Origin of the sequence: Paraburkholderia sediminicola, from assembly GCF_046030555.1 — a bacterium.
In the GTDB taxonomy this organism is placed as follows: domain Bacteria; phylum Pseudomonadota; class Gammaproteobacteria; order Burkholderiales; family Burkholderiaceae; genus Paraburkholderia; species Paraburkholderia sediminicola_E.
The window spans coordinates 49,548-72,667 of record NZ_JAQQCH010000005.1; the positions used below are offsets into that span (position 1 = coordinate 49,548).

General features: G+C 63.9%; 9 protein-coding genes and 1 pseudogene. All 10 read right to left on the minus strand.

What is annotated here, in order from left to right; genetic code table 11:
• Positions 1 to 31 precede the first annotated feature (31 nt).
• Positions 32 to 12,685, minus strand: coding sequence for an LWXIA domain-containing protein (locus PQQ52_RS09635; protein WP_408209720.1), 12,654 nt, complete (start codon positions 12,683 to 12,685; stop codon positions 32 to 34).
• A 254-nt stretch (positions 12,686 to 12,939) separates the two neighbouring features.
• Positions 12,940 to 13,812 carry a lytic transglycosylase domain-containing protein gene (locus PQQ52_RS09640; protein ID WP_408209723.1) on the minus strand — a complete coding sequence of 291 codons (873 nt, stop codon included), beginning with the start codon at positions 13,810 to 13,812 and terminating at the stop codon, positions 12,940 to 12,942.
• Complete coding sequence (sctR, locus tag PQQ52_RS09645; protein ID WP_408209726.1) at positions 13,809 to 14,477, minus strand: type III secretion system export apparatus subunit SctR; 669 nt, start codon at positions 14,475 to 14,477, stop codon at positions 13,809 to 13,811. Before sctR ends, PQQ52_RS09640 begins: the two co-directional genes overlap by 4 nt.
• Positions 14,470 to 15,765 carry a type III secretion system cytoplasmic ring protein SctQ gene (sctQ, locus tag PQQ52_RS09650; protein ID WP_408209729.1) on the minus strand — a complete coding sequence of 432 codons (1,296 nt, stop codon included), beginning with the start codon at positions 15,763 to 15,765 and terminating at the stop codon, positions 14,470 to 14,472. Before sctQ ends, sctR begins: the two co-directional genes overlap by 8 nt.
• A 358-nt stretch (positions 15,766 to 16,123) precedes the next feature.
• Positions 16,124 to 17,248 (minus strand): ROK family transcriptional regulator, encoded by a 1,125-nt coding sequence (locus tag PQQ52_RS09655; protein ID WP_408209732.1) that lies wholly within the window; start codon positions 17,246 to 17,248, stop codon positions 16,124 to 16,126.
• 227 nt (positions 17,249 to 17,475) lie between these two features.
• Positions 17,476 to 18,696, minus strand: a pseudogene (locus PQQ52_RS09660) (ABC transporter substrate-binding protein); the annotation flags it as partial.
• A gap of 252 nt (positions 18,697 to 18,948) precedes the next feature.
• Positions 18,949 to 19,707 carry a GolD/DthD family dehydrogenase gene (locus tag PQQ52_RS09665; protein WP_408209735.1) on the minus strand — a complete coding sequence of 253 codons (759 nt, stop codon included), beginning with the start codon at positions 19,705 to 19,707 and terminating at the stop codon, positions 18,949 to 18,951.
• A gap of 120 nt (positions 19,708 to 19,827) precedes the next feature.
• Positions 19,828 to 21,120, minus strand: coding sequence for a D-tagatose-bisphosphate aldolase, class II, non-catalytic subunit (locus tag PQQ52_RS09670; protein ID WP_408209738.1), 1,293 nt, complete (start codon positions 21,118 to 21,120; stop codon positions 19,828 to 19,830).
• Positions 21,113 to 22,099 (minus strand): tagatose kinase, encoded by a 987-nt coding sequence (locus tag PQQ52_RS09675; RefSeq protein ID WP_408209740.1) that lies wholly within the window; start codon positions 22,097 to 22,099, stop codon positions 21,113 to 21,115. The genes PQQ52_RS09670 and PQQ52_RS09675 overlap by 8 nt, the downstream gene beginning before the upstream one ends.
• A 177-nt stretch (positions 22,100 to 22,276) precedes the next feature.
• A complete protein-coding gene (locus PQQ52_RS09680) occupies positions 22,277 to 23,041 on the minus strand; it encodes an SDR family NAD(P)-dependent oxidoreductase (protein ID WP_408209743.1) in 765 nt (254 codons plus the stop codon).
• Positions 23,042 to 23,120: the final 79 nt, after the last annotated feature.

A 23,120-nucleotide genomic window follows, 5' to 3' on the forward strand; every position in this document is an offset into this window, starting at 1 on the left:
CCACTCTCTCCTGGCTCCTGGCTCCTGGCTCCTAACCTACAATAATCGCCTGCCCCGGATCGATCGACGACGGCTGTTTCGCCACTGACGGATTGAGCTGCAGCACCTCGGCGAATGCCATTGCATCCTGCCGGTTACGCGACATTGTCTGCTGCTCGGCCGCCGAAACATGCGCGGCATCCAGCAGCGAACGCCGGTTGCGATCGGCAATCACCCACAGCGAATCACCTTCGACGACGAAGTACTGCTTCGGCTGGTTTGATGGCGGAGTCGTGGACGGGCTGCCGGTCGGCGCTGGTTGCGTTGAGGACGTCGAACCGGGCGCGGGCGAAGACCTGGTCGACGGCGTCGACGGCGATGTCGACGTCACGCCAGCTCCCGGAGTCGGACTGACCGACGGCGCCGTGGGCACGCCCGACGGCAGCGAACCCGGCGCCGGACTGGCCGACGCCCCCGGCTGCTGCAGATGCTGCGCATTGCCCGGATTCTTCGTGTTCTGACTCGAGCCACCGGACAAGAAGCTCTGAATCAGCGTGCCCGCGAAAATGCCCACCGGCGCGAGCGCCAGTACAGTCGGAAAACGCTCCATGCCCGGCGTCGCGTTGGGGAACTGGGTATGCAACCGCCCCGCGCCGAGAATCGTCGCGGAGGTGATCGCGAGGCCGCCCAGCACCGGATGCCCCTCGCCGATCTGCACGATGGCGCTCGCAAAGCCCGCCGCCGAGGTCACGTAGTCGCCGGCCGCATCGACAAAACGGGTCACGCGGCTGCGTTTGTCGGCGTTGATCTCATGCGCGTTGCTGAGATAAACGAGACTCGTGTAGGTCATGCCGAGCGACGCCCCGAGCGTCGTCAGCACGGGGGCGAGCACGCCGTGATGCGCGGTGATGGTCGCGATGTTGGTCGCAATCGTCGCCGAGTAGCCGACGATCGCAGCGCCCCGTCCAATCAGGCCGACCGCATGACGCGGGCTGCCGTGATGCAAACGCTTTAACGACGTGCCGCCCACCACGCCCTGCATCTGCGCGAGCATGTCCGCCGCGACGGCTTTCGTGTGCGTGACCGTGTCGTCGAACGAAAGCTGGCCGGCGTCGTTCATCGCCCGCAGTTGCCCGGCTTTCAGCCGGCCTTCCTTCGCGATTAGCGACAACTGATCGACGCGCGCCTCGTCGAGGCGATTCGCGCCCAGCTGCGAGCGCAAACCGCGTTCGAGCCGGCCGACCACTGCGTCGAACACGCGCGGGTCACCGTTTTTCAAACTGGCGACCGCACCCTGATGCAGCGCCTGAAACACCCGGCCTGCCCGCGTGCCGACGAACAGCGAAGTCGCGGTATGGTGCAGCCCTTCGCTACCGAACGTATGCAGCAGATTGAGCGAATTGCCACCGAGCAGCAGCGCGGATGGCGTACCCACTGCAATCAGACCGCCGGAGCGCAGCCGGTTGCGCCAGCCGCGCGCGCGCGAGTGCACGCGCAGCGCATGCAGTTCAGCCTCGGCGCGCTGTCCCGGCGCAATGGGCTGCGAGCTGAGTTGCGCCACCGCTTTGTGGCTTGCGCTGATCGGCTTGGTGCCGTCATTGCGTAGTGCCGGGTCGGCGACCACCGCACGCCAATGCTCGGTCGGGTCCGCCGTGCCCGCTTTTTTCGCGGACAACGTCTTCACCTTCGGTGCGCTCACATGCGCGCCGATTTCATTCTTCCAGCGCGTCGAGAACGCGCGTGCGAGTTTTTCGGTGCGGCCGCGCGGAGGATTGTCGCTGGCCGTCCAGCCCTTCTCGGCATAGTCGATCGTCGCGAGGCGAGCACGGTTCAACAACGCGGTTGTGTTGCCCTCGTAAAGCTGCCGATGCAGCGTATCCAGTTGCTCCGGCGTCATGCCCTGAGCACGGCCGAGCCGTTCGACTTCGGCGAACAGCAACTGATGCTGGTCCGCAAGCGTCTGCGGACTGACGCGCTCGAATACGCGCGTGAGCGCATCGGCGCCATGCACCCGCGCGAGTTTGCCGGGTTCGCCGTGGTAGTCGACGATCGTCTGCGCGAGCGCCGTGGTGAGGTCCTGATTGGAGATAAAGTCGGCGCCGTGCGTGCCGTACGACAGGCCCATGTGAACCCATTGCAGGCTCGGCCGGTCGAGCACGGCCCTTAGCAACGCCACATGACCCGCGCCCGGCACCGATTCGGGCACCGAGTCCCAGCCGTGGAACGTGACCATCACCGTCGGCGCGCGGCTGTTCGGATTGTCTTTCGCCCACTTGTCGAGCGCGCTGAAGGTCCGCACGAAGTCGTGGTACGTGTCGTTGGTGCCCGCCTGGAAGCGCTGGTCTCTGCCCGACACGAGCGCGCGCGACGGCGCGGTTTCGAGACGGATCGCAAAGCCCGCTTCCGACGCCGCGTCGAGCCAGCGATGCAGATGATGCAGATCGTCGAGCGCGAGCGCCTCGCCGCCGGACCCCGCAGCCGGTTCGATCACGCCATTTTCACCATCGAAGCTCGCGCTTGCCTGATCGCCGAGCGCTCGCACCTCTCGCAGGAATGCCGGGTCATGCTGCTGGCCAAGCGCGGCCGCGAGCGAATGCGGATCGACCACGAGCGAGACCATCGGCATCGCCCCGCCATAACGCCTGATCTGCGCCGTCATCAATGCGGGATCGTCACGCAGCGCAAAAGCGCGCGACATCGGCGCGATGCGGTCCTGAATGGCCGGGTCCGAACGCACGAACATCTGGATCATGCGCAGGTCCGCCACGTTGGCGACGCCGAAGCGGCGCGCCCACGTCTTGACCGGTATGGGCGCAAAACGCGACGGCGTGGTCGGGACGTCGCGCGCGACGTAATGCCTGTTGCCGAGCGACTTCCACATCTTAGGATCGGCCATCACGGTCTGCCGCCCGGCAGCGTTCAGCTGGAGCCGCTGGTCGGCCGGCCCGTGGCTGCGCTCGTTGAACGCCTTGATGCGGCCGAGTTCAGGGAACCAGCGTTCCAGTTTCGCCGCGCCATAGCGCAGGTTCGACTCCACCACCGTGGTGGTCGACAGACCTGGCTGATACGGCTCGATCTGCAGTGACGCCGCCGCGGCGGCACGCACCGTGCGCTTCCTGGCGCCGTTGCCCGCCTTGCCGCCCTTACTCCCCGCCTGCAATTCCTGGGTGAGCGCATTGATTTCACGCTTGACACCCTCATAGGTGTCAAAGATGCGAGTGGACAGCGCCTTGAATTCCGGCGACTGCTTGCCGAGCGTGTCCGCCTGCTTCCATTGCTGCTTCAGCACGGCTACCCGCTTGTCCAATGTGGCAAGACGCGTCGGCGCCGTACGCGCCAGAAACTCGTCGGGCTTCAGACGCGTCAACAGAAAGTGCACGTTTGCGCCATACGGACCCCGGCCCAACGGCATTTCGTCGAGACTGACACCCGGCTCGTTGACATTGCTGGCTCGTTCCTTGTTGTCGAACCAGCGCAGTTCGCTGTTGCGTGTGGCGATGATTCCATGCGGCGCCTCGAGCGTTTCGGCGATCGGGCCTTCGACGTCGTACACATAAATATAGTGCCCGGCGCCGATGCTTTTCTGCTCGATCGCGCGCAGCAAATGCAGCGCGTTCTGGCCGCTGAAGTCGACTACGCTCACCGGCTTGTCCGGCGACGGCAGCAGATTCAGGTCGACCAGCGGATTGCTTTCGCCAGCCTGTTGCGTGGGCCGCGCGAGCGCCTGCTGGCGACGCAGCAGGGTCACGGCCTTGCGGGCCGCCGTGGAGACCCGCGACGCGCCGTTGCGCGCCCCTTCGCTGCCTTGCGCAAGCCTCAACTGCCCGACGTCGCCCGCCTTGCGGCGCGGCTTCTTTTCCGGCTCGGCGGAATCCTTCTTCTCGGTCGGCTCGAAGCCGCCGACCCGCGCGACCGCCGCCGGCTCGCGGTCGCTGACGATAAAGCTCACGCCGCGCCGGCCCGCACGTCCCACCGGCATGCGGCCCGCCCGGCGCCGGAACGCCGAGCTCAGTTCGTGTTCGGGGATCACCGTGTCAGCAACCGGCGTTGTCTCGTGATAGATCCACTGGTGGAGCGTATTGCGCTCGGCATAGCCGAGCACCTTGCCGGTTTTATCCTCGACCGCGTAGATCTTCTGTTGCGCGTCGACCGCCTGTGCGGCGAGCTTTGGACGCTTGAAACGGGGCGCGTCGGCCAGCGCGGCAACGTCCTGCGTCAGCTGCGAATCGATCGGCTTGCCGGATGCGGCCACCTCCCAGGCCTGCTTGTCGTTCGACGCCTCGATCTTTGCCGCGCCGCCAAAGCGCGCGAGTTCGTCCGCGGCGACCGGCGATACGTAAAAGTCGTACTTCGCGCGCTCGGCAACAGTGTCGGCGGCGGACTGGTTCAACGCTCTGGTCAGTGCGCGTGGCACGTTTTTGTGCGCCAATGGCTGCGGCCTGGTGAGCTTGCCATGCTCGTCGGTTGCAAGCTCGGCCACGAACCGCGGCTGCGGATGCGCCGCGTCCACAGCCGGCCATGCGCCGTGCTTCGCGACCAGAATGTGTGCACCGCGCCCCGCTTGCCGGGCAAGGTCCTCGAGTTTCGGCACATGCGCGCCGTCGATCCGGCTCAGCGTCCGCAGGCCGTGTTCGTCGAGCCATGCCGCCGCGCGCGCTTCGGGCGTCAGTGCGGGCGGCTGGGCTGCGGCAGTGGTCGCCGGCGCATTCGGCGTGCCGGCATTCGGATCGGGTGCCGGCATCGCGCGGGGCGCGGCGCCATTGGCGATTTCGCCAGCCTGCTGCTCATAGAAGACCCGATAGCTCGGATGGCCAGGCAAGGATGTGCGCGCGTCGCCGAACACATTCGCAAGCCGTTCCACCGACGCGGGGTCGTCCGCGCGGGCGCGGCCGTATTCGCGTTCGATCGCGTCGGGCAGGCTGATCTGCGCACCGATATCGACACGCCCATCGGTCGCGGTCTTGATCTCGTCGCGCACGGAAAAAGCGTTCATCTGTGCGCGCGCTTCCGCGCGCAGCGCGCTCTGAGCGAAGGCCGGTGCGCTGCTGTAGTCAAGTGCGAGCTTGCCTTCAATGGCCTCGACCGCGTGGCCCGCCTCGTGCGCGAGCACATAAACCATCGCGCCGGCCTGCTGGAATTTGCCGTCGATGACGATGCGCCGGTTATGCGCATCGACCTTGCTGCCCTCGCCTGCGCGTCCGCGCACGACCTTCCAGCCTTCCTGTTTCCAGAGCCGCATCTGTTGCGTGAGCAGTTCCGAATGGCCGATCAGATCGAGCGCCGCGCGCGGCAGCGGCGCACCGCCGAAGCGCATGCGGATGCGCGTGATGAGCGATGGCTTTTGCGAAAACGCACCGGGCTGCGCGATCTCCTCGGCGTCGGGGTGCGCGAGTTCGATCTCGCCGCTATCGACGCCGTCCTGCACACTCTGGCGCACCGCGTCGATATCGTCGAGCGTGCTCAGATTGCGCAGCCGGTCGTTAAAACCGACCTCGCCCGGGTCACTGACCAGCACGTCGCCGTCGCGCGTGATCATCGCCTGAAAGTCGATATCGATCTCGTGCCGCTCGACCACGTCGCGAATCTGCTGCAGATGGGCAAGCCCCTGGCGCGAGATACGCGCCGGCAATTCGCCGTCCTCGATTGCATGGGTATGCATGATGCCGAGCGGCCGGTACAGCACGGCGACGCGATTGAACGCGGAAAACGGACCGCTCATCGACAGCGTGCGCAAGCCGAAACGGCGCAGCACCGCGAGCGCGTTCAACTCGGCCTCGGCCGCCTGCCGATGGAAGTCGGCATCGTAGCGCGGCCCGCGTTCCAGGACGCCGAGTGCCGCATCGTGACCAAGCTCGAACACCATCTTTTCGGCGCCGTAGCCGAGCACGGCACCGGCGTGCTGTTCGGCATCGAGCCGCTGTGCCGGATCACCGTCACGGTAGACACCGCGCCCGTCGGCGGCGAGCTCGCCCAGGTTGGGCGCGCCGAACGGCGCCGGGTCATAGCGGGTCAGCGCGCTGGCGTCGAGCAGCGTGCCGTCGGCCGCGATCGCTTCGGCCGGTGGCACGTAGATCGGCTGTTGCCACAGATTCGCGAGTTCCGCCGCGTGCTGCGGACTCGCGTGGCGGGCAGCGAGGATCACACGCACGTCGTCGCCGGCAAACGTGCGGCCGAGATCGAGTGCGAAGCCGCGCGCGTCGACAGGTACGCCGTCGAGCAATAATGTGCCGTCGGGCGCGGTGTCCGCATGCACGACGACCAGATCGCGTTCTTCGTTCTTCGAAGCGCGGCCCGATGGCTCCCGCTGCAGCGTACTCAGGTCCGGCACGTCCGGGCCGAACGGCGATGCATGATAGGCACGGGCACGTGTCCACTCGACGCGGTCGGGGAACGAGGCGGTGTGGCCGCTTGTGTCGGCTGTGCCACGCGCATTGGCGGTATCGCTGGTATCGCTGGTATCGCTGACGTCGGCGTGATAGCTGGTGCGGGCCTGCGCCGTGACCGCGGGCGTAACAGGTGCGGCCGGCCTTCCGGCGGCATCCGGCGTGCCGACGCGTGCGAGTCGCGCTTTCGCCAGCTCGATGTAATCGTCGATCATCTGCAGGCTGGTCGCACGAGGCTGCGCGCCCTCAGTGACCGATTCGAAGTCCGCCAGATAAAACGTCCCGTCGCGGCTGATCAGAAACTGTAAATCGCCGATCGCGACATTGCGCTCGACCATCCAGTCGCGCGTCGCGGTCAGGCTTTCGATCGACTTCGCATTAAAGAGGCTCGTGTCGTACACGGGTATGCTCGGCGCACGCTCCCCATGCATCTCGGTCTCCCGTGTCAGCGGCCGGTCGGCGGCACGATACGAATCCATCACCAGCGCATCGTGCCCATGGATGCGCGCGACGCCGTCGACCCGTGCCACGTAGGGCGCGCCCAGCGCCTGGAGCTGCTGTGTCTTCGCGACCATGTCGCGCGGATCGTCGACCACCTCGGGCTCGTCGATATCGTCTTCGAGCCGCTCGATCGGGTTGAGCTCGCGATACACGACCACCGTCTTGTCGCCGAGCTGCAGCGCGGTCTTGTACGCGCCGATGCCGCGCAACTGCCCGAGATGCGCTTCGGGGTCGATCTGACTACGCGTGCCATCCGTACCGGTCACATGAAACGTGCCGCTTTGCGCATCGAACTCGACAGGCCCGTCGAGGCCCGAACGGATCGGCCCGGGCGTCAACATTTCCCACTCGGTCGGCGCATCGGTGCGCGGCGTGAACACGTGCACGCCGGTGATATCGGCGATCTGCTGGGCACGCGCGCGCGTCACGTCGCTCGGGCGCGAGAACGGCAACGCGATGGGGTCGCCGCCGCTCTCGAGGCGGCTGGAGAAGAAGCGGTCGTCGAGCACAAGCCGGTGCGGTTCGGTGTTCAGCAATTCCTCGGCGAAACTCAGGCGCGTGACGCTCTCGAACGGCGAGCGCGCGAGCGCCCGGTCAAGACCCGCGTCAAGCGCAGGGCCGTATGCTTGCAAGCCTTCGCGCGTCGTCGGCAAGGGCTCAGGCACGGCGGGGCCTTCGCCGGGTTCGTGAGACTGCGGCGCGGGCATATGCCGCGCGGCGCGCGTCGGGAAGGCTGCTGGGTCTGGACGCGCGCGGTCATACGCTTCGTTGTAGAACTGCGCATACGTCTTGCCGGACGTGCCTGAGACGGGCGCTTCGGCGAACGCTTGCGTCAAACGCTCGACCGTGCCCGCGTAGTCGTCCGTTGGGGTCCATGCATCCGCTTCGCGCTGGATCGCCTCGGGCAGACGCACGTGCGCGGCGATATCGCCGCCGCCCGCCATGTCGATTTCGTAGCGCGCTTCGAATGCATTGATCTGCGCGCGCGCTTCAGCTTCGAGTGCTTTGCGCGTAAAGCGGCTGCGGCCGCTGTAGTCGAGGCCGCCACTGCCATCGATCGCCTCGACCGCATGTTTTGCTTCGTGCGCGAGCGCATAGGTCATGCTGCCCGGCTCACGCAGGCCACCGTCGAGCGTCACGCGTTTTTTCTTCGTGTCGATCCGGCTGCCGCGGCCTTCGCGGCCAACCTTCACGCGCCAGCCTTCGTCGTTCAGCATGCGCAGTTGCTGCGACAACGTGCCCGACTGCTGGGCGAGCGCGCTCACTTCATTGGGCAGCGGCGCGCCGCCGAAGCGCATCTGCAGACGCGCCAGCAGACCGGCCTTGTTGCTGTCGGCGGCCGGTGAGGTCTCTTCCATTTCCGGATGCGCGAATTCGATGCCGTCGGTATCGGCCTCCTCCGTCTCCGTCGGTTTCTGGCCATCGCGGGCCTTGCCGGCAGCCTGTGCGTCAGCGTCTTCATTGCTCGTGCGGCTCGGGTCTTTCGGCACATACAGACCGTTGCGATAGGTTTGCGGCGCATCTGTCGCGCGCGGCGCCTGCGCATCGGCGAGCGCCTCCGAACCCGCGACGTACAGGCCGCTCTCGCGCAGTGTGAGCCCTTGTGCATCGGCCGGCGCGCCCGGCGCGGGATCGAAACGGATAAAACCACTGGCGCCGCGCAACGCGCCGTCGGCCGCGAGCGCGTTGCGCGGCGCGACGAAGACCGGCTCGTTCCACGCGTTCGCGAGTTCCGGTGCGATCTTCGCTTCCTCACTGCCTTCGATCAGAACGATCGGCCTCGCATCGGATGCCGCGGACGACGCGGCGAGGCGCGCCGCCGGTGCCGCTTCGCTTTCCGCGAGCGGTTGCCCGTCCGGGCCGAGTAAGGTGTTGTTGCTCTTGCTGGCGTCGTTGCGCACGACGTACAGCGTGCTGCCGTCATAGTCGCGCGGCTCGATCAGCGGTGCGCGCGTCAACGGCTGGCCGCCCGGCGCTCCCGTGTCGGTTTCGGGTGCAAACGGCGGCGCCTCGGTGGCATTGAGCGCGGTCCACGCGACGCGCTGCTGAAAAGTCGTCGGACGCGCTTCGTCTACGCCGTTTCCGGCGAGCGGATCATTCACACGCCGCCATACGATCGCATTGGTTTCGCTGCTACGGCGATTCGCGCTGTCCGTCAGATGGGCTTCCTCGTTGGCCTGCTGACTGCGCTCGCGGACTTCCGCCGAGCTGCGCAGTCCCTCGCTCATCGACTGCGCGGCGCCGACAGTGTTTTCCGTCAGACTCGTCTCCGCGTTCTGCGCGGCCTGGCGCGTAAGCGGATCGGTGGTGTCGCTGGAGGGCGGCGTGGTCGTGCGCGGTGGGGCGGGCTCGGCCGGCTCGCTGTTGGACGGCGTGCCGGCATTGCGACCGGCGAGTTGCGCCACCGTCGCCGTCACTTCCTGCGGCGTTTTCAGCTCGCCGGGACGGCTGAGCGACAGATTGTCCGACAGCTCGAGACCGCCCGATTCGTCAACCGTGACGCGCTCGCCCGTGTCGTACGAATTCAGCTTCACCTGCCGCAGCGGGCCGCTCTTTGTCGGATCGACGACCGAGATGCTGCCGTCATCGCCGAGCACCGCCGACGCACCGGTTTCCTTGCCGCGGCCCGTATAGCCGTCCGCATTGCCGCGATTGAGCACGCGCACCGGCATGCCGTCGTAAGTCAACACCTTGTTGCCGACCTGCAGCGTACCGTCGCTGCCGACCTTCACGGTTTTTCCGTCGAGCGTGGCGATATTGCGATCGAGCGTCAGCGCGTCGGTGCTCGTATTGGCGAGGCGCTGCACGCGCACGGACTGATCGCCGAGCGTCAGATTCGTCTGGCCGTCTTCGGTGCGCGCCGCAAAGTCCAAACGGCTGCGCACGATACCGGTCGAGGTCGCCTTCAGCACGTCATGCCCTTTGACCAGCGCCACGTTCATCACGAGCGACGAGACGTCCTGCGCGATATTGCCGTGGCCCGTCGCGACGTCGTCGATGAGCTGTCCGCCGGCCTCGACGGCGCCACCGAACGCGCTCGCCTTGGCGCCGATTTTCGCTGCCCCGTTGACGAAGTCGCCCGCCTTGGTAGCGTCCGCGCCCAGTGTCGTCGCCGCCTTGGCGAACAATTCGGTGCCGGTGAATTTCGCGACGGCTTTCTCGGCGCCCGCGGCCCCGACCGGAATCAGATTGATATAGTCGGCGCGCGCGCCGGCGTCGAACGGGCTGATGGTGCGATCGTGATCGATCCGGTTCCCGAGGTCGTAAACGGAGTTCGCCATGGCCGCCGCCGACGCGCTATAGATCATGCCCGTGCCGATCGCATTCAACGAGACGCCGAACGGCAGTCCGACGCCCGTCGCATCGAGCACCCCACCCGCCACGTCGAGCACGACCCCGCCAATCAGCGTGCCGAGATTCAGATTGCTCGCGCCGAGTTCGTGCAGCGTGCTTTCCCAGAAGCTGTCGTGATGCGCGGCACTCGACTTCACCTGCAGCACACCGTTGTTGTAGCCGGTCGCAATATCCACCGTACCGTCGGACGACAACTGGTTGTTGTTGATGTAGTCGTCGATACTCGAATACTTCGCGCCGCCGTCGTCGACATAATGTGCGTCGCCGCCGTCCTTGTTCGTGACCTTGAACAGCGCGGTCGTCGTCATGCCGCTGTCTTTCGACGCGTAGACGATAGGCAGGATGCTCACCTGAGCGTCGCTGCCGCCCACCTTGTGAATTTCGTCGTAGACGGTGTTGATCGTCTTCAGCGCGTCGCCGTCGTACTGCACGCCGTCCGCGCCTGGTTGCTGCGCGGTTTGCAGGCCAAGCGCCTTGCCGATCAGATTTTTCTGGTCAGTTGCGCTGGTCGCGCCGAAATTGTAGGCCTGACCCTTGTTGGTGGTCGCACTCGCGTTACCGAGCATCGATTGCGACAATTCGCTGCGATGCGATTCGTAAAACTGGTCGAGCGCCTTCGCGTAATCGGCCTTGTCCGAATCGGTCACCGGGTTCAGCAGATTGTCGCTGAGGCCTGCGTTGAACTGGTCGAACAACACCTGATCGTGTGCGCCGTCGGACATCAATTGCAGCTGGCCGACCTTGTTGTTCGCCGCGTCCAGTGCAGCGCGCGCATCCGACAACTGCTGGGTATACGGATTGATCTGATACGGGCCCACCGATGTAAGCAGCAAGTGACCCGGGCCGCCACGCTGGGCGACATTGACGAACGGTCCATCAGCCGCGCCGCCGTGCTGGCTATTCCAGCCGTCGTATTGCTGCTGGACCGTCTGCAGAGTGCTTTTAGCGCCGGTCTGATCACTTTGCGCCGCATTCAGCGCGAGTTTCGTCGCCTGGTCGTTGACCGAATCGGACAGGCGTCCGTCCGCCGCATGCAGTGCGGACGCGACAGTTTTCAGACCCTTGATTTCGAGCGGCGTGGGATCGTTGACCGCGCACATCGTGCGATGGTCGTACTGGTTCTGCAGACCGTTCGCGGCATCGTCGTATTGCGATGCGAGCGAGTTGCCGTAGGCGGCCACGAAACTGTCGTGCGCGAGACCCGCCTGGGTCTGGTCGGCGGAAAGCCTGGTATAGGCGTTGCCCAGGGCGACATCGACTTGCGGGTCAGTGAGCTGCGAGTTCGGATTGGCCTTGTGCCACTGATTCGACGCGCTCAGCGCGTTGTTGTAGTCCGTCTGGTCCTGATCGACCTGACGGTTCGCGGACAGCATCTGCAGATAGCCGCCGCTCGTCTGCGCGGCCGTTTGCGCACGGGTCAGCAGATTCTGCTGCGCGGCCACCGTCGTGGTCATGACCGTCGGGCCGAACTTGCCGGACACCGCGTCGAAGGTCTGCTGCACGTCGGCGACCTGCGAGGCGTCGCTCGCCGCGCTCAGGCAGGCGTTCGCGTAGTTGGCATCGTCGGCGGCGCTGTTCAGGTTGGTCTGGGCCGTGCTCGCGTCGATGGCGGGCGGCGCGCTGACCTCGAGACCGAGCGGCGCAAGCGTGTTGTTCAGATTCGCGATGCTCGTTTTCATCGCGTCGCTATAGTCCGGGTCCGACGCATGCGACTGCAGCTGCGCATAGGCCAGATTCGAATTGGCGACGTCGGCGCTGTAGCGGCTATTGGCTTTGGCGAGTGAAGCGTCGGCTTTTTGCCAGGCGTCGTAGGCCCCCAACTGCTCCGGCGTTTTGCACGCGCTGGCTGGCGGCGGATTCTTCGGGTCGAAGCCCGGCATCAGTTTCTGGAGCGCCGTGGTCGCATTGTCCGCAGCCGTCTGGGCGGGCGCGATCGCACCCTTGTCGGAGTCGGCCTGCTGCGCATACGCGATCATGTAGCCGGCGTCCGTCGTCACCTCGAGCTCGCGCCCCGCTTTCGTGGTGGCCGCCTGGGCATTGTTGTAGTCGGTCTGCGCGCTCTTGAGGTCCGCCGCGCTCGTCGTCGGGTCCGATTGCAGGTTCGTCAGCGTGTTCAGCTTGGTCTGCTGATTCGCGACCGCGTTGTCGTATTGGGTTTGCGAGTCCTGGATCGCTGATTGCGCAGCTTTCGTGGTCGGGTCGTCAACGGTGATGTCGGGCGGCGGCGGCTGATACTGGCCGGCGAGCATCTGGATCAGCGTGGCCGCGGCGCCGATGTCCTCGTTGGTCGGCTTCGAGGGGTCCGAGTTCGCGTCGACTTGCACCGTGATCTGCGGCGGCATGACCGGCGCTTGCGAGCCGGTCTGCGCTTGTGTTTGCGGAGGTTGGGGCGTGGGTTTGTTAAGGAGCGTCTCGTCGAGAAAACGCATCCAGTTGACGCCCATGCCAACGCCGTCGATTTCCAGCATGCAAATCTCCCTGCCATCCAGCCTGTGCGCAGGCATTGGGCGTGCGTCGCCCAGCGCCGCACAGGGCACTGATGCGAGTGTACGAAGCCAGCGCACCGTGGGCACGGCGGGATCTCGTAGCCCGGCGCACGGCCTGGCTGACTTGCGTGGCGCGCGCTACGAAACGATGGGGTTCAGCCGGCGTGTCGCGCGCCGTGAGGGTGCTCCAGGCGCTCGTACTGGGCGTTGAGCGCGCTTCCCGTTCGTGGACGGCGCTAGTGCGAATCCAGACAGCGCACGCACAGTGCGCGGATCTGCGCGGCGTTCAAGCCCCGGCATACCGTGACGAGCGGATGTGCCTGGCACGACGGCGTGCTGCGTTTCATGTCGCTGATTGGCTTGAACTGCGGCTGTGCAAGAGGCGATTCGACCGATACCGCCACGGATTGCGGTGCGCTCTGGCCGGGTCGATAGGACGCGTTAGCGCGTGCCGGTTCTTTCTCTTCGCGCACCACCGGGATCGGCTCGATTCCTCCATGCAACGCGTCGCGGCGCGCATTCACCAGAACCTGGCGCACATAGCCGGTGGAAAACCCCGTGGTGAAATTGCCGCTGTAATAGCACGACAATGCAGCGCGCAACGCGGCCTGCTGATCGAGGGACGCACGGCTCGAACGGCTGAAGCATTCACTCAGGATTTCCGCCCCGGCGCGCAGATTGCGGCACGGTTCGAACAGCGTTGCCGCTGTTTCGCCGTACTTCGCGAAATTGCGGTTGTTGACCTGCGAGAGACCGACGCTATAGCTGTAGCCGAGCGTCTCAAGCTCGCGCACCGTGGCAAGCGCCTCAGCCAGTGACGCCGGCTGCCGTTCGAGATGCGCGCCCACCACGCCGATTGCGAACGGATTGAAGCCGGATTCGGTACGCACGAGCGCGGACAAGGTGTACGGATCGACGTTCGGCGCGCAGTCACGGGCAAGCTGCGTGAAGCCGACGCGCCCGTTTGTCTGCGTCGCACCTGCTGCGTGCGGGACGGTGCCGCTTGCTATCGATACAGCCAGCAGCAGCACGCCCACGAGCTGGGCGCCATGCCGCCGCCAGGCGCCCGCGAGCGGCGCGACGAACGCCGGGCGCGCCGCGCGTGTCATCCCGCCACCCTGTAGGACAGCACGAGGCCGTGCACGAGCAGCGACCAGCCGTCGAGTGCAACGAACAGCAGGAGCTTGAACGGCACCGAGATCGTCGTCGGTGAGATCATCTGCATGCCGAGCGCGAGCAGGATGTTCGCCACCAACAGATCGACCACAATAAATACGATGTAAATCACGAAACCGATCTGGAATGCCTTGGTCAATTCGGCAAGCGTGAAGCTCGGCACAAGGACCAGCAGGTCATCGTTCTGCAGACCGTCCGCGCGGTTTTTCGGCCAGACGCTCGTTGCCGTTTTCACGAAAAATTCGCGGTCGCGCAGTCGCGTGTGCGCGACGAGAAAATCCTTGATCGGCGGCAGTGCGGCATCGGCGAGCGCGCCTAAGTCCGCCGTCGATAGCTGCGCCGATGCGTCGAAGTTGCGCGCCTGCAGCGCGTCGCGGATATTCATGCCGACCGGCGCCATGATGAATAGCGACAGGATCAGCGCGATACCGTTAAGCACCATGTTCGGCGGCACCTGCTGAATGCCGAGCGCCGAACGCAGCAGGCCAAGCACGACCACCAGCTTCGTATAGCTCGTCACCATCAGCGCCGCGAATGGCGCCACGCCGAGCGCGACAATGACCGCGATCAGCGAAACCGGATTCGGCAGATTACCCATCCTGCCGCTCGCGTGGCGCCTGACTGGCCGGCGGCGTCAGCGTGGTGACGCGCACGCCGAGTTTCTGACCGACCGCAATCAGATGGCCGGTGCCGACCAGCATCCCGTTGGCGACGATGTTGATCACGCTCTGGTTGATGCCCTGCTGCAGTTCGATCACACCACCGGGTTGCAGCACACTGAGCTCACCGAGCGGCATTGTGCAGGATGGCAGCTGGAAGGTCACTTCGACGGCGAGCCCGTCGAAGTGACGCGCGGTCGAGGGCGCGGCGCCACTGTCCTCTGGACTGGCTGGTTGCGTGCGCGGGGCTTCGGATGATTGCGAAGGTTCCAACGGCATCTCCCTGATTCGTTCAACGACTAGCCGGTTGCCCGACGGGCGGCCGGTGATTTCCCAGGCCGGCTCGGCGGGGACACGTGCGACGCACAGCAGGCTCTGGCCCTCCGCACGCCAGTGTTCGATCGCGATGATGTCGCCGGCCAGCACATCCGCCAGTTCCTGGGCCGTCAGGCTCGTGCGGCCAAGTTCGAAAGCGAGCGGCACGGGTAACGCTGCGAAGGCCGATGCGTTTTTCTGCGCGGCGATGGCGCGCGACGGGGCGAAGCTCCCGGCCGCTTGCGGTGGCGCGGCAAAGAACACGCCGAGTACATCGGCCGCATCGAACAGCAGCGCGCCGTGGCAATGCCACTCGTTATCGCTGCGCCGCAATTCAAAGCGCAACATGGCTGGCGCACTGCGCAACCTCGACAACCCGGTGGTGCCGCCCCCCTCCTGATGAGGTGCGACATTTGCGTCCGAGCCGGCGGCCGGCGGCAACAACTCGACGCGTTGACGGGTCAGCGTTTGCAACGCGGCGACGAGCGGCGCACACAGGTCTGCAAGCAGGGCCGCACGCAACACCGCCGGCACCGAGGGGTCCGCGGCATCGCCCAGCCATGCCACCTCGGCCGACGGGTCGATCCATAGCGTGCCGTACGCCGGGCCGACGACATAGCGATACGTGTTCGCGTCGAGCGCCGGTTCAGCATCGACGCGCCATCTGACCTGGTAGTCGACACCGCCGAGCGTCAGCGGCAAGGGCGCGAGGGCCGCATAGGCGTGCGTCAGGCCGCTCGCCGCGGCGGCGGATAGCCGCGGCAGATACGGCGAAGTATCGAGCGCGGTCGCAGGCACAGACGGCACAGACGGCGCGGGGCTGGCGCCGGGCCGGCGGGTCGCTTCCGGGTCGGCCATCACCTGATCAGTACGGTCGTCGATGTCAGCTCGCAAAAGAGGCAGGGCATGCACGGCGGGATCAAGTGGATTCGCGGGTTGGCTAAGTGGCTTAGGGGCGTGTCGGCCAGACGTCCCATTTCTGACGGAATTGGGCGACCTGATTTGACGATTTTATGGGGGTTGGTTTGGGCATGCCGCGCGGGGAATCGTAGTTCTGGCGGCTGGCGGGGTGTTGCGGGGAGGGTCGGCTACGAAGTGCGGAGGTCTGGTTGCGGCAGAGTCAGAGGCGTTGAGAATCCGGGGAACGTACCGCCGCGACCCGATTGCGGTAGCGCGGGACCGGCAGACGCATCACTTCCTTCCGGCGAACGCCGGCCGAGACTCCGCCGTCCGGCTGTTCGACCGCGGTTTGAACGATCTATCGGCGACGCTAGAACAGATTTTCGTAGAGCGGCACGGTGGCCGCTCCCAGCGCAGCCGAAATCTCTCTGTTTGCGCGGCCCTGGTGGAAAGCGAGTCGCCCCGGGCGCCCGTTCATCTCGTACTCGGTCGCCACCTCGCGCGTACGCTCGATCAGACGCTGTAGTAACTCAGGTGGTAGCAGCCCGTTAATGATGATGTCGGACACGTCGACCACATTGGATACGCCGGCGAGCACCCGGCCCAGGTCGGTGCCGGCCTGCTCGACCCACGGATCGAAAGCATCACTCTGTTTGGCATAAAACGCCGTGAGGTCGAATTCGGCGACCCGGTCATACCCAAGCGCGTGAGCCAGTCCTCGCAAGGACACGACAGTTTCGAGACAACCGCGCGCGCCACAGAAGCATGGCTTGCCCCCTCTATGAGCATTGACGTGGCCAATCTCGCAGCCATTGCCAGTGAGGCCGCGCACCGCCCGGCGATTCATCAGCAACGCGCCACCCAGGCCGTTGCCGATAAAGACATGGATGTAGCTGCCCAGGCGCCGGCCATCGCCGAACCAGTACTCGCCGAGGCCCGCAGCCGTGCCGTTGTTCTCGATATGAATTTCATGTTCAACATGCTGGGACAACGCTTCCCGAAACCCGAAATCTCGCCAGGCGGGATATTCGGCCGACTGACAGACGAGGCCGCGCACGTTATCGATCGCGCCCATCACCGAAACCCCCACGCCAAGGAGCTTACCCACACGTTGCGGATGATCGTGCAGGCTGTCGTACAGCCGTGCAAGCACTTTCACCGCCATAGCGGGGTCTTCAATCGACAACTGTTTGCGCGCTTCATGGATCACGTTGCCGGCCACATCGACCAGCACGCCGGTCGCGAACTCGTGGTCGAAGTGCAAACCGATCGTGGCCGCGTAGCCGGCGATGATGCGCAGACTGCGCACCGGCTGACCCGTGGTCCGTGGCTCGCGCTCAGCCGACTCTTCGACGGCGCCATCCGCGATCAACGCCGCGACGATATTGGTGATCGTCGCAGCAGTCAGACGTGTGGACGCGGCGATCTCGGCGCGCCCGATGCCCGGGTCCTGCCGGATGGCTTCGAGCACGAGTGCCCGATTGAGATCGCGCACGCGAGGCCCGTTGAATCCATGTTGATGTCGGGATTGCTTGTTCGGCACGCGAATATGCTCCATTGCAGTTGAGCCCTTCGCGATCTTGCGCAGTACGAGGGCGATGCTTTTTCAGCGCGTAGTATACCCACCGCCAATGACCGGTACTTCGCTGGTCATCAAGCGGGCGCCGACTGACGGGCGTCAGCCGGCGCGTGCCACATTCTTCCATGTGGCGCGCCCCTGCTTTACTTCTGGTACCCGGCCTGCTTCACCGCACGGTCCGCGGCGGCCTGACCAGCAGCCAATGCCTGGTCGGTCGTCAACTGTCCGGCAACCGCGCCGGAGATGCTCTGACCGACTACCGTTCCGAACGACTGGAACTCAGGAATACTGACGTACTGCACACCGGTGTACGGTACCGGCTTCGCGCTCGGATGACCCGGATCCGCAGTCTCGATCGCGTTGCGCACAAAGTCTGAAAACGGAGCAGCCTGTTTGTATTCAGGCAACTGGTAAGTTGAGAGCCGGGTACCGGGTGGGAGCGACGCCCAGCCAATATCGGCGCCGACAAGCTTGATGTATTCCTTTGAAGTCGCCCACTCAATAAATCGCTTCGCTGCGTCTTGCGATCTTGACGTCTTCGGGATCGCGAGGGCCCAGGACCACAACCAGTGAGAGCCCTTAGGCGTTGCCTGGACTGGCGCGGCCGCAAATCCCACTTTGTCTGCCACCGACGATTCTTTTTTGTTGTAGAGAATGCCGGCAGCTGAGGTCGCATCGACCCAGATAGCGCACTTGCCACTAGACATCAATGAAAGATTTTCGTTGAAGCCATTCGAGCTGGCTCCGGGCGCGCCATCTTTCTGTAACAGGTTCACATAGAAAGCGATTGCGCTCTTCCATTCAGGAGAATTGATCTGTGCATGCCACTTCTCGTCAAACCACCGGCCGCCGAACGTGTTGACGAGCGTACCGACGTAGGCCATGTTTTCTCCCCACCCCGCCTTGCCGCGAAGGCAAATGCCATATACACCATTGCTTTTGTCAGTCAGTTTGTCGGCAAAGCCCTTGATCTGTTCGTAGGTCGGTTGATCGGGCATCTTCAGGCCCTTTGCCGCGAACAGATCCTTTCGATAGAACGTCATCGAACTTTCTGCATTGAATGGCAGCGCATAGAGCTTGTCTTCATAGGACAAACCATCTCGCACCGTCTTGAAGAGATCGTCGACGTCATAGTCCGCCGGTAAGTCTTTTATCGGAACGAGCCAGCCACGCTTTCCCCACAGAGGCGCCTCGTAGGTTCCGATTGCCAGAACATCAAACTGCCCGCCATTGGTCGTTATGTCCGTCGTCAAACGCTGACGCAGTACATTTTCCTCGAGCACCACCCATTTCAATTGAATGTCCGGGTTAGCCTTCTCGAAGGCCGACGACAGCTTCTTCAGTTCAATCTGGTCGTTATTATTGGGAACGCCGACCGTGATGGTCGTCGCGTAGGCCACGCTACATGCACCCATGACGCTACACATCGCCGCCGTCATCGTGAAATAGCGGCATAACGTACGCAAGATTCTCTCTCCACGATAGTGCCTTGTTTTCATTTTCGTCTCCTTAAAACTTATCAAGCGCATAAATCGGACAGAGAGCTTCAGTCACGAATGAAGGATCCCAGCCGGCTCACCATACAAACGAACAGAAATTCATGCAGAGCACCCGGTCTAAGTGATGGTGTAACCGCCATCCACCATCACGTTTGCTCCGTTTATCATGGCGGCTTCCGTGCTAGCCAAATACATGATTGCGGATGCTATTTCGGCGGGCTTCGCAAATCGGCGGGTTGGAATTGCAGCTCGAGCGCGCGCTCCCGTCTCCCCTGCCCATCCGCTTAGCCCTAGCTCAGTCTCAACCACGGTTGGCGAAATCGCATTTACGGTGACTCCCCTAGGTGCCCATTCGAGCGCCATGCAATTGGTCATTCCGATAATTCCGGCTTTGCTTGCACAGTAGGCGAGATGACCCTCGATGCCGATCACAGCCGCCTGGGAGGCCAGGTTGATAATCCTGCCGCTCTTGCGCGCGAGCATGTCGGGTGCGAACGCTCGCGCAACCAGAAACGGTCCCGTCAAGTTAATCGCGATCGTTTTATCCCAGGTCTCCAGGGGAAACGTCTCCGCCGGCGCCAGGGGTCCGATGCCGGCGTTATTGACCAGCACGTCCACGTGACCAAATCGCGTCAGAATTTCGTTCGCAGCTGCAGTGACGGACTCAGCATCACTGACATCAACAATCCAACCGCCATGTTTTGAGCCCAGGTCTGACGCCACTTCTGTCACCGACTGAGAGCGGTCAATGAGTGCCAGCGTCGCGCCCGCCTCTGCAAAAAGCTCCGCGGTTTTGCGTCCGATTCCGGCCGCCGCGCCAGTGATTACGACGACAGCATCCGTAAAGTCATAAGCAGTGTTCGACTTAAAGACCATGATTGTTCCTTGATCGTGCGTTTACAGCGTTGTCTGGGTGATCAGATTCGACGGGCTACGCTCCATGCCGCCAGAGGCGCATCCACTCCGCATGCCACCCGAGCCCGTGCGCTTTCAGACTCAAGTGCGACATGCCGACGCGTACATCCCGACGACTTCTCTTACCTTGCTTTGAATGATGCTCATGGGAGAGCCGTCGATAACACCGCGGCGCAATGCCCAATATTGGGCCGGAAGATACCGGCTCAGCAGATTTTCCGGAATCGAGATTGCCGTGAGATTGTTGATCAGTTTCTGGGCCGCGGCCTCGACCTCGGGGTCGGCCCAGTAGTACCGTACTCGATCGCTATAACTGTAAGTACGGAGCAGACGTTTTTCGCTGTCATCACCGTGATAGTACTTTTCCCAATTTCCGGGTTTGGCTAGCATGACTGCCTCGATAACGTCGTGCAGTTTTGAGCGCTCGCTCTCCGCAACGACCTCAGCTTCAATGTCTGCCAACGCATATAACGCTTCGCGTAGCGCAAAAGTCACCCCCGGGCCTACCTTCAGAATCCCGAACCCGTCACGAACGAGTTGCCGGAGCGCTTCTGGCTTCTGATAGTCAGTCGAGTGCGCCTCGAAGACCATGCCCGGTAGTTGGGTGAGAACGTCGGAAAGCTTCGTAGCGAGTTCAGGGTGGTAATCGATCACCTTCGTGTGGTCGAACTCGACACCCGGTTGCACGACCAGCGCAATCACCCGCTCCCACGCCTCGTTAAGCCCCCGCTCACGCCATGCGTCGCGATGAACTGCGACCGTGTCGAGAGCCGCTTCCCAGCGCGTGACCTCAACACTCTCCAGCTCTTCGCTGGCGCCGCCCGGAACAGGGACTTCGGTGCCAATAACATAAACTGGCTTCGTGGCTTTCCCTTCGCGCAAGCTCGCCGTTTCCGCGACGGCGCATAGACGCGAGGCGCGCTCCGCGACGAAGCTATCCGAGAGTCGCACCGGATCACCGCCGCAGCTCATGCTGGTGTCCAGATGGATCTTGGAGAAACCAGCCGAGACATACGCGTCGATCAACGCCTCGGCCCGCTGCATCGCTTCTTCGGCGGCAAGACCTCGCCATGCATTCGGTCCGAGATGGTCTCCGCCGAGGATCAGACGGTCGCGTGAGAAGCCGACACGGTCCGCGATCAGATGGACAAAGCGCACAAAATCCGCAGGCTTCATACCCGTGTACCCGCCAAACTGATCGACCTGGTTCGAGGTCGACTCGATCAGCAGCGGCGTGCCGTCGTCCAGCGCCTGCTTCATGGCGGCGCCAAGCACCCATGGGTGCGCGGAGCAGATCGAGTAGATGCCTTTCAACTTCTGGCCCGCAGCGCTGTCGCCGGACAGGCCGGACAGCCGTGCAACGACGTTATGCATGATTGTGCTCCGACGTTTTTGCAATGAACGCATCAAGCTCTGCGAGTGTCGCCGTTCCCTCCATCGGCCCCATGGCGGTTACCGCCATTGCTCCACTGGCACAGGCGTAGCGCAGCGCCTGTTCGACTTCCATACCCTGCGAACGGCATGCGATGTACGTCGCACCGAAGCAGTCGCCGGCACCGGTCGGATCAACCTCGTCGACGGAGAAAGCAGGAAGATGGGTCTCGCTGGTGCCATCGTAGAAACTACACCCATCCTTCCCGCGCTTGACGACCACCTCGCGCACACCCCGTTTGAGCAGCTCGTCGATCGCTCCCGCCTCGGAACCAGCCGTGACCAGCAACGTCACTTCGTGGCCGCTTGGCAGGAAAACATCCGTGTAGTCGAGGACGGAATCGAGCGCCTCGCGCATTCCCGGGATGCGTAGCATTTCTTTACGGACATTCGGATCAAAACTGACTGTCCCGCCATGGCCCTTCACCGTCTCGATCGCCTTTTTCATCGCTTCGATGATGCGAAACGAGAACAGCGACGACCCCATCACATGGAAGTGTCCGCAGTCCTTCAGGAAGTCCTCGCGGATGTTGTCAACCGATAGCTGTCCTGACGCACTGTTCGCAATATTGAAGATGAAGTCACGCTCGCCGTCCTCGCGGTAGGTAACGAAAGCGCTACCTGTCGTCGCGGTTTTGATCACCGCAATGCCCGAGACATCGACGCCATCCGCGCGCAGGCGCTCCACATTGAGGGCGCCGAAGTCGTCGTCACCGACGCATCCGATCATCGCGCAGCGACTGCCCACGCGGGCCACCTGATCGATGAAGATCGCGGGCGCACCGCTGGCATATGGACCGATGAGCGTGCCGGGCCGCCGAAAGGACTGCCCGCGCTCGGCCGCCATAATCTCGACAAGGATTTCTCCCATCGTCAGGATGTAGCCAGTCTTGCCAGCCTTGTGCAGTTCCGAATTAGCCATGACGCTTTTTCATTTGAACACCGATGCGGACAGCGACGAGAATCACGACGCCCTTCACGATGAGTGGGTAAAAATGGATCGACATAGTGGTAGTGCTTGAACGGATCGCCGTAGAGCGGCACGGTAGCCGCGCCCAGCGCAACCGAAATCTCTCTGTTTGCATGAGGGCGACAGATTTCAGCGCGTCGTATATCCACCGTCGACGACCAGCACTTCGCCGGTCACATAACTGGCGGCCGGCGAGCAGAGGAACAGCGCGGCGGCGGCAACTTCTTCAGGCTGGCCGACCCGCGCCATCGGGGTCATGTCGCGCCAGATGGAGAACCATTCGTCATTCTCAATACCACCGCGTGACATGTCGGTTTCGATGTAGCCGGGCGCGACGGCGTTCACCCGAATATGCTCGGCTGCCAGTTCGCTGGCCAGGCTCCTGGTCATCATGTGGACGGCCGCCTTTGAACTGTTGTAAGCGACCTGGTTCTGCGGAATGTTGGAGACGATGCCGGAGATGGAGCCTACGTTGAGAATCACGCCGCCGCCTTGTGCTCGCATCGGCGCGAGCACGGCCCGGCAACCGCGGAATACCGCGTCGAGGTTCAGACTCATGATGCGGCGCCAGCGCGCTTCGTCGAAATCGCCGCTGTCACCGTGAATCGCCACGCCAGCGTTGTTGACCAGCACGTCGATGCGCCCGTGACGCTTGAGCACCTCGTCGACCAGTTGTTGGGGCGCCTGTTCCTGCTCCAGGTCAGCCGCGATGAAGTCGACGTCGTATCCTGCCTCCCGCAGGCTACGTTCAGCTTCGGGCACCGGGCTGCGGCTGCTGATGACGAGGCGCGCGCCTGCTTCGCCGAAGGTGTGCGCGATGGCGAGGCCAATGCCGCGCGTGCCACCGGTGATCAACGCGAGCTTGCCGTCGAGGCGGAATTTCTCAAGGGTCATGATGAATCTCGTGAAGTGATTGGAAAATCGGCTACCTGACAATGCCCTTCGGTGCAGGGACCGGGTACACACCCTGCCC

Excerpts from the sequence above, each read along its gene's own strand:
- PQQ52_RS09670 (WP_408209738.1), bottom strand. The coding sequence starts at position 21,120 with ATGCATAACGTCGTTGCACGGCTGTCCGGCCTGTCCGGCGACAGCGCT.
- PQQ52_RS09675 (WP_408209740.1), bottom strand. The coding sequence starts at position 22,099 with ATGGCTAATTCGGAACTGCACAAGGCTGGCAAGACTGGCTACATCCTG.
- PQQ52_RS09680 (WP_408209743.1), bottom strand. The coding sequence starts at position 23,041 with ATGACCCTTGAGAAATTCCGCCTCGACGGCAAGCTCGCGTTGATCACC.
- PQQ52_RS09635 (WP_408209720.1), bottom strand. The coding sequence starts at position 12,685 with ATGCTGGAAATCGACGGCGTTGGCATGGGCGTCAACTGGATGCGTTTT.
- PQQ52_RS09665 (WP_408209735.1), bottom strand. The coding sequence starts at position 19,707 with ATGGTCTTTAAGTCGAACACTGCTTATGACTTTACGGATGCTGTCGTC.
- PQQ52_RS09640 (WP_408209723.1), bottom strand. The coding sequence starts at position 13,812 with ATGACACGCGCGGCGCGCCCGGCGTTCGTCGCGCCGCTCGCGGGCGCC.
- sctR (WP_408209726.1), bottom strand. The coding sequence starts at position 14,477 with ATGGGTAATCTGCCGAATCCGGTTTCGCTGATCGCGGTCATTGTCGCG.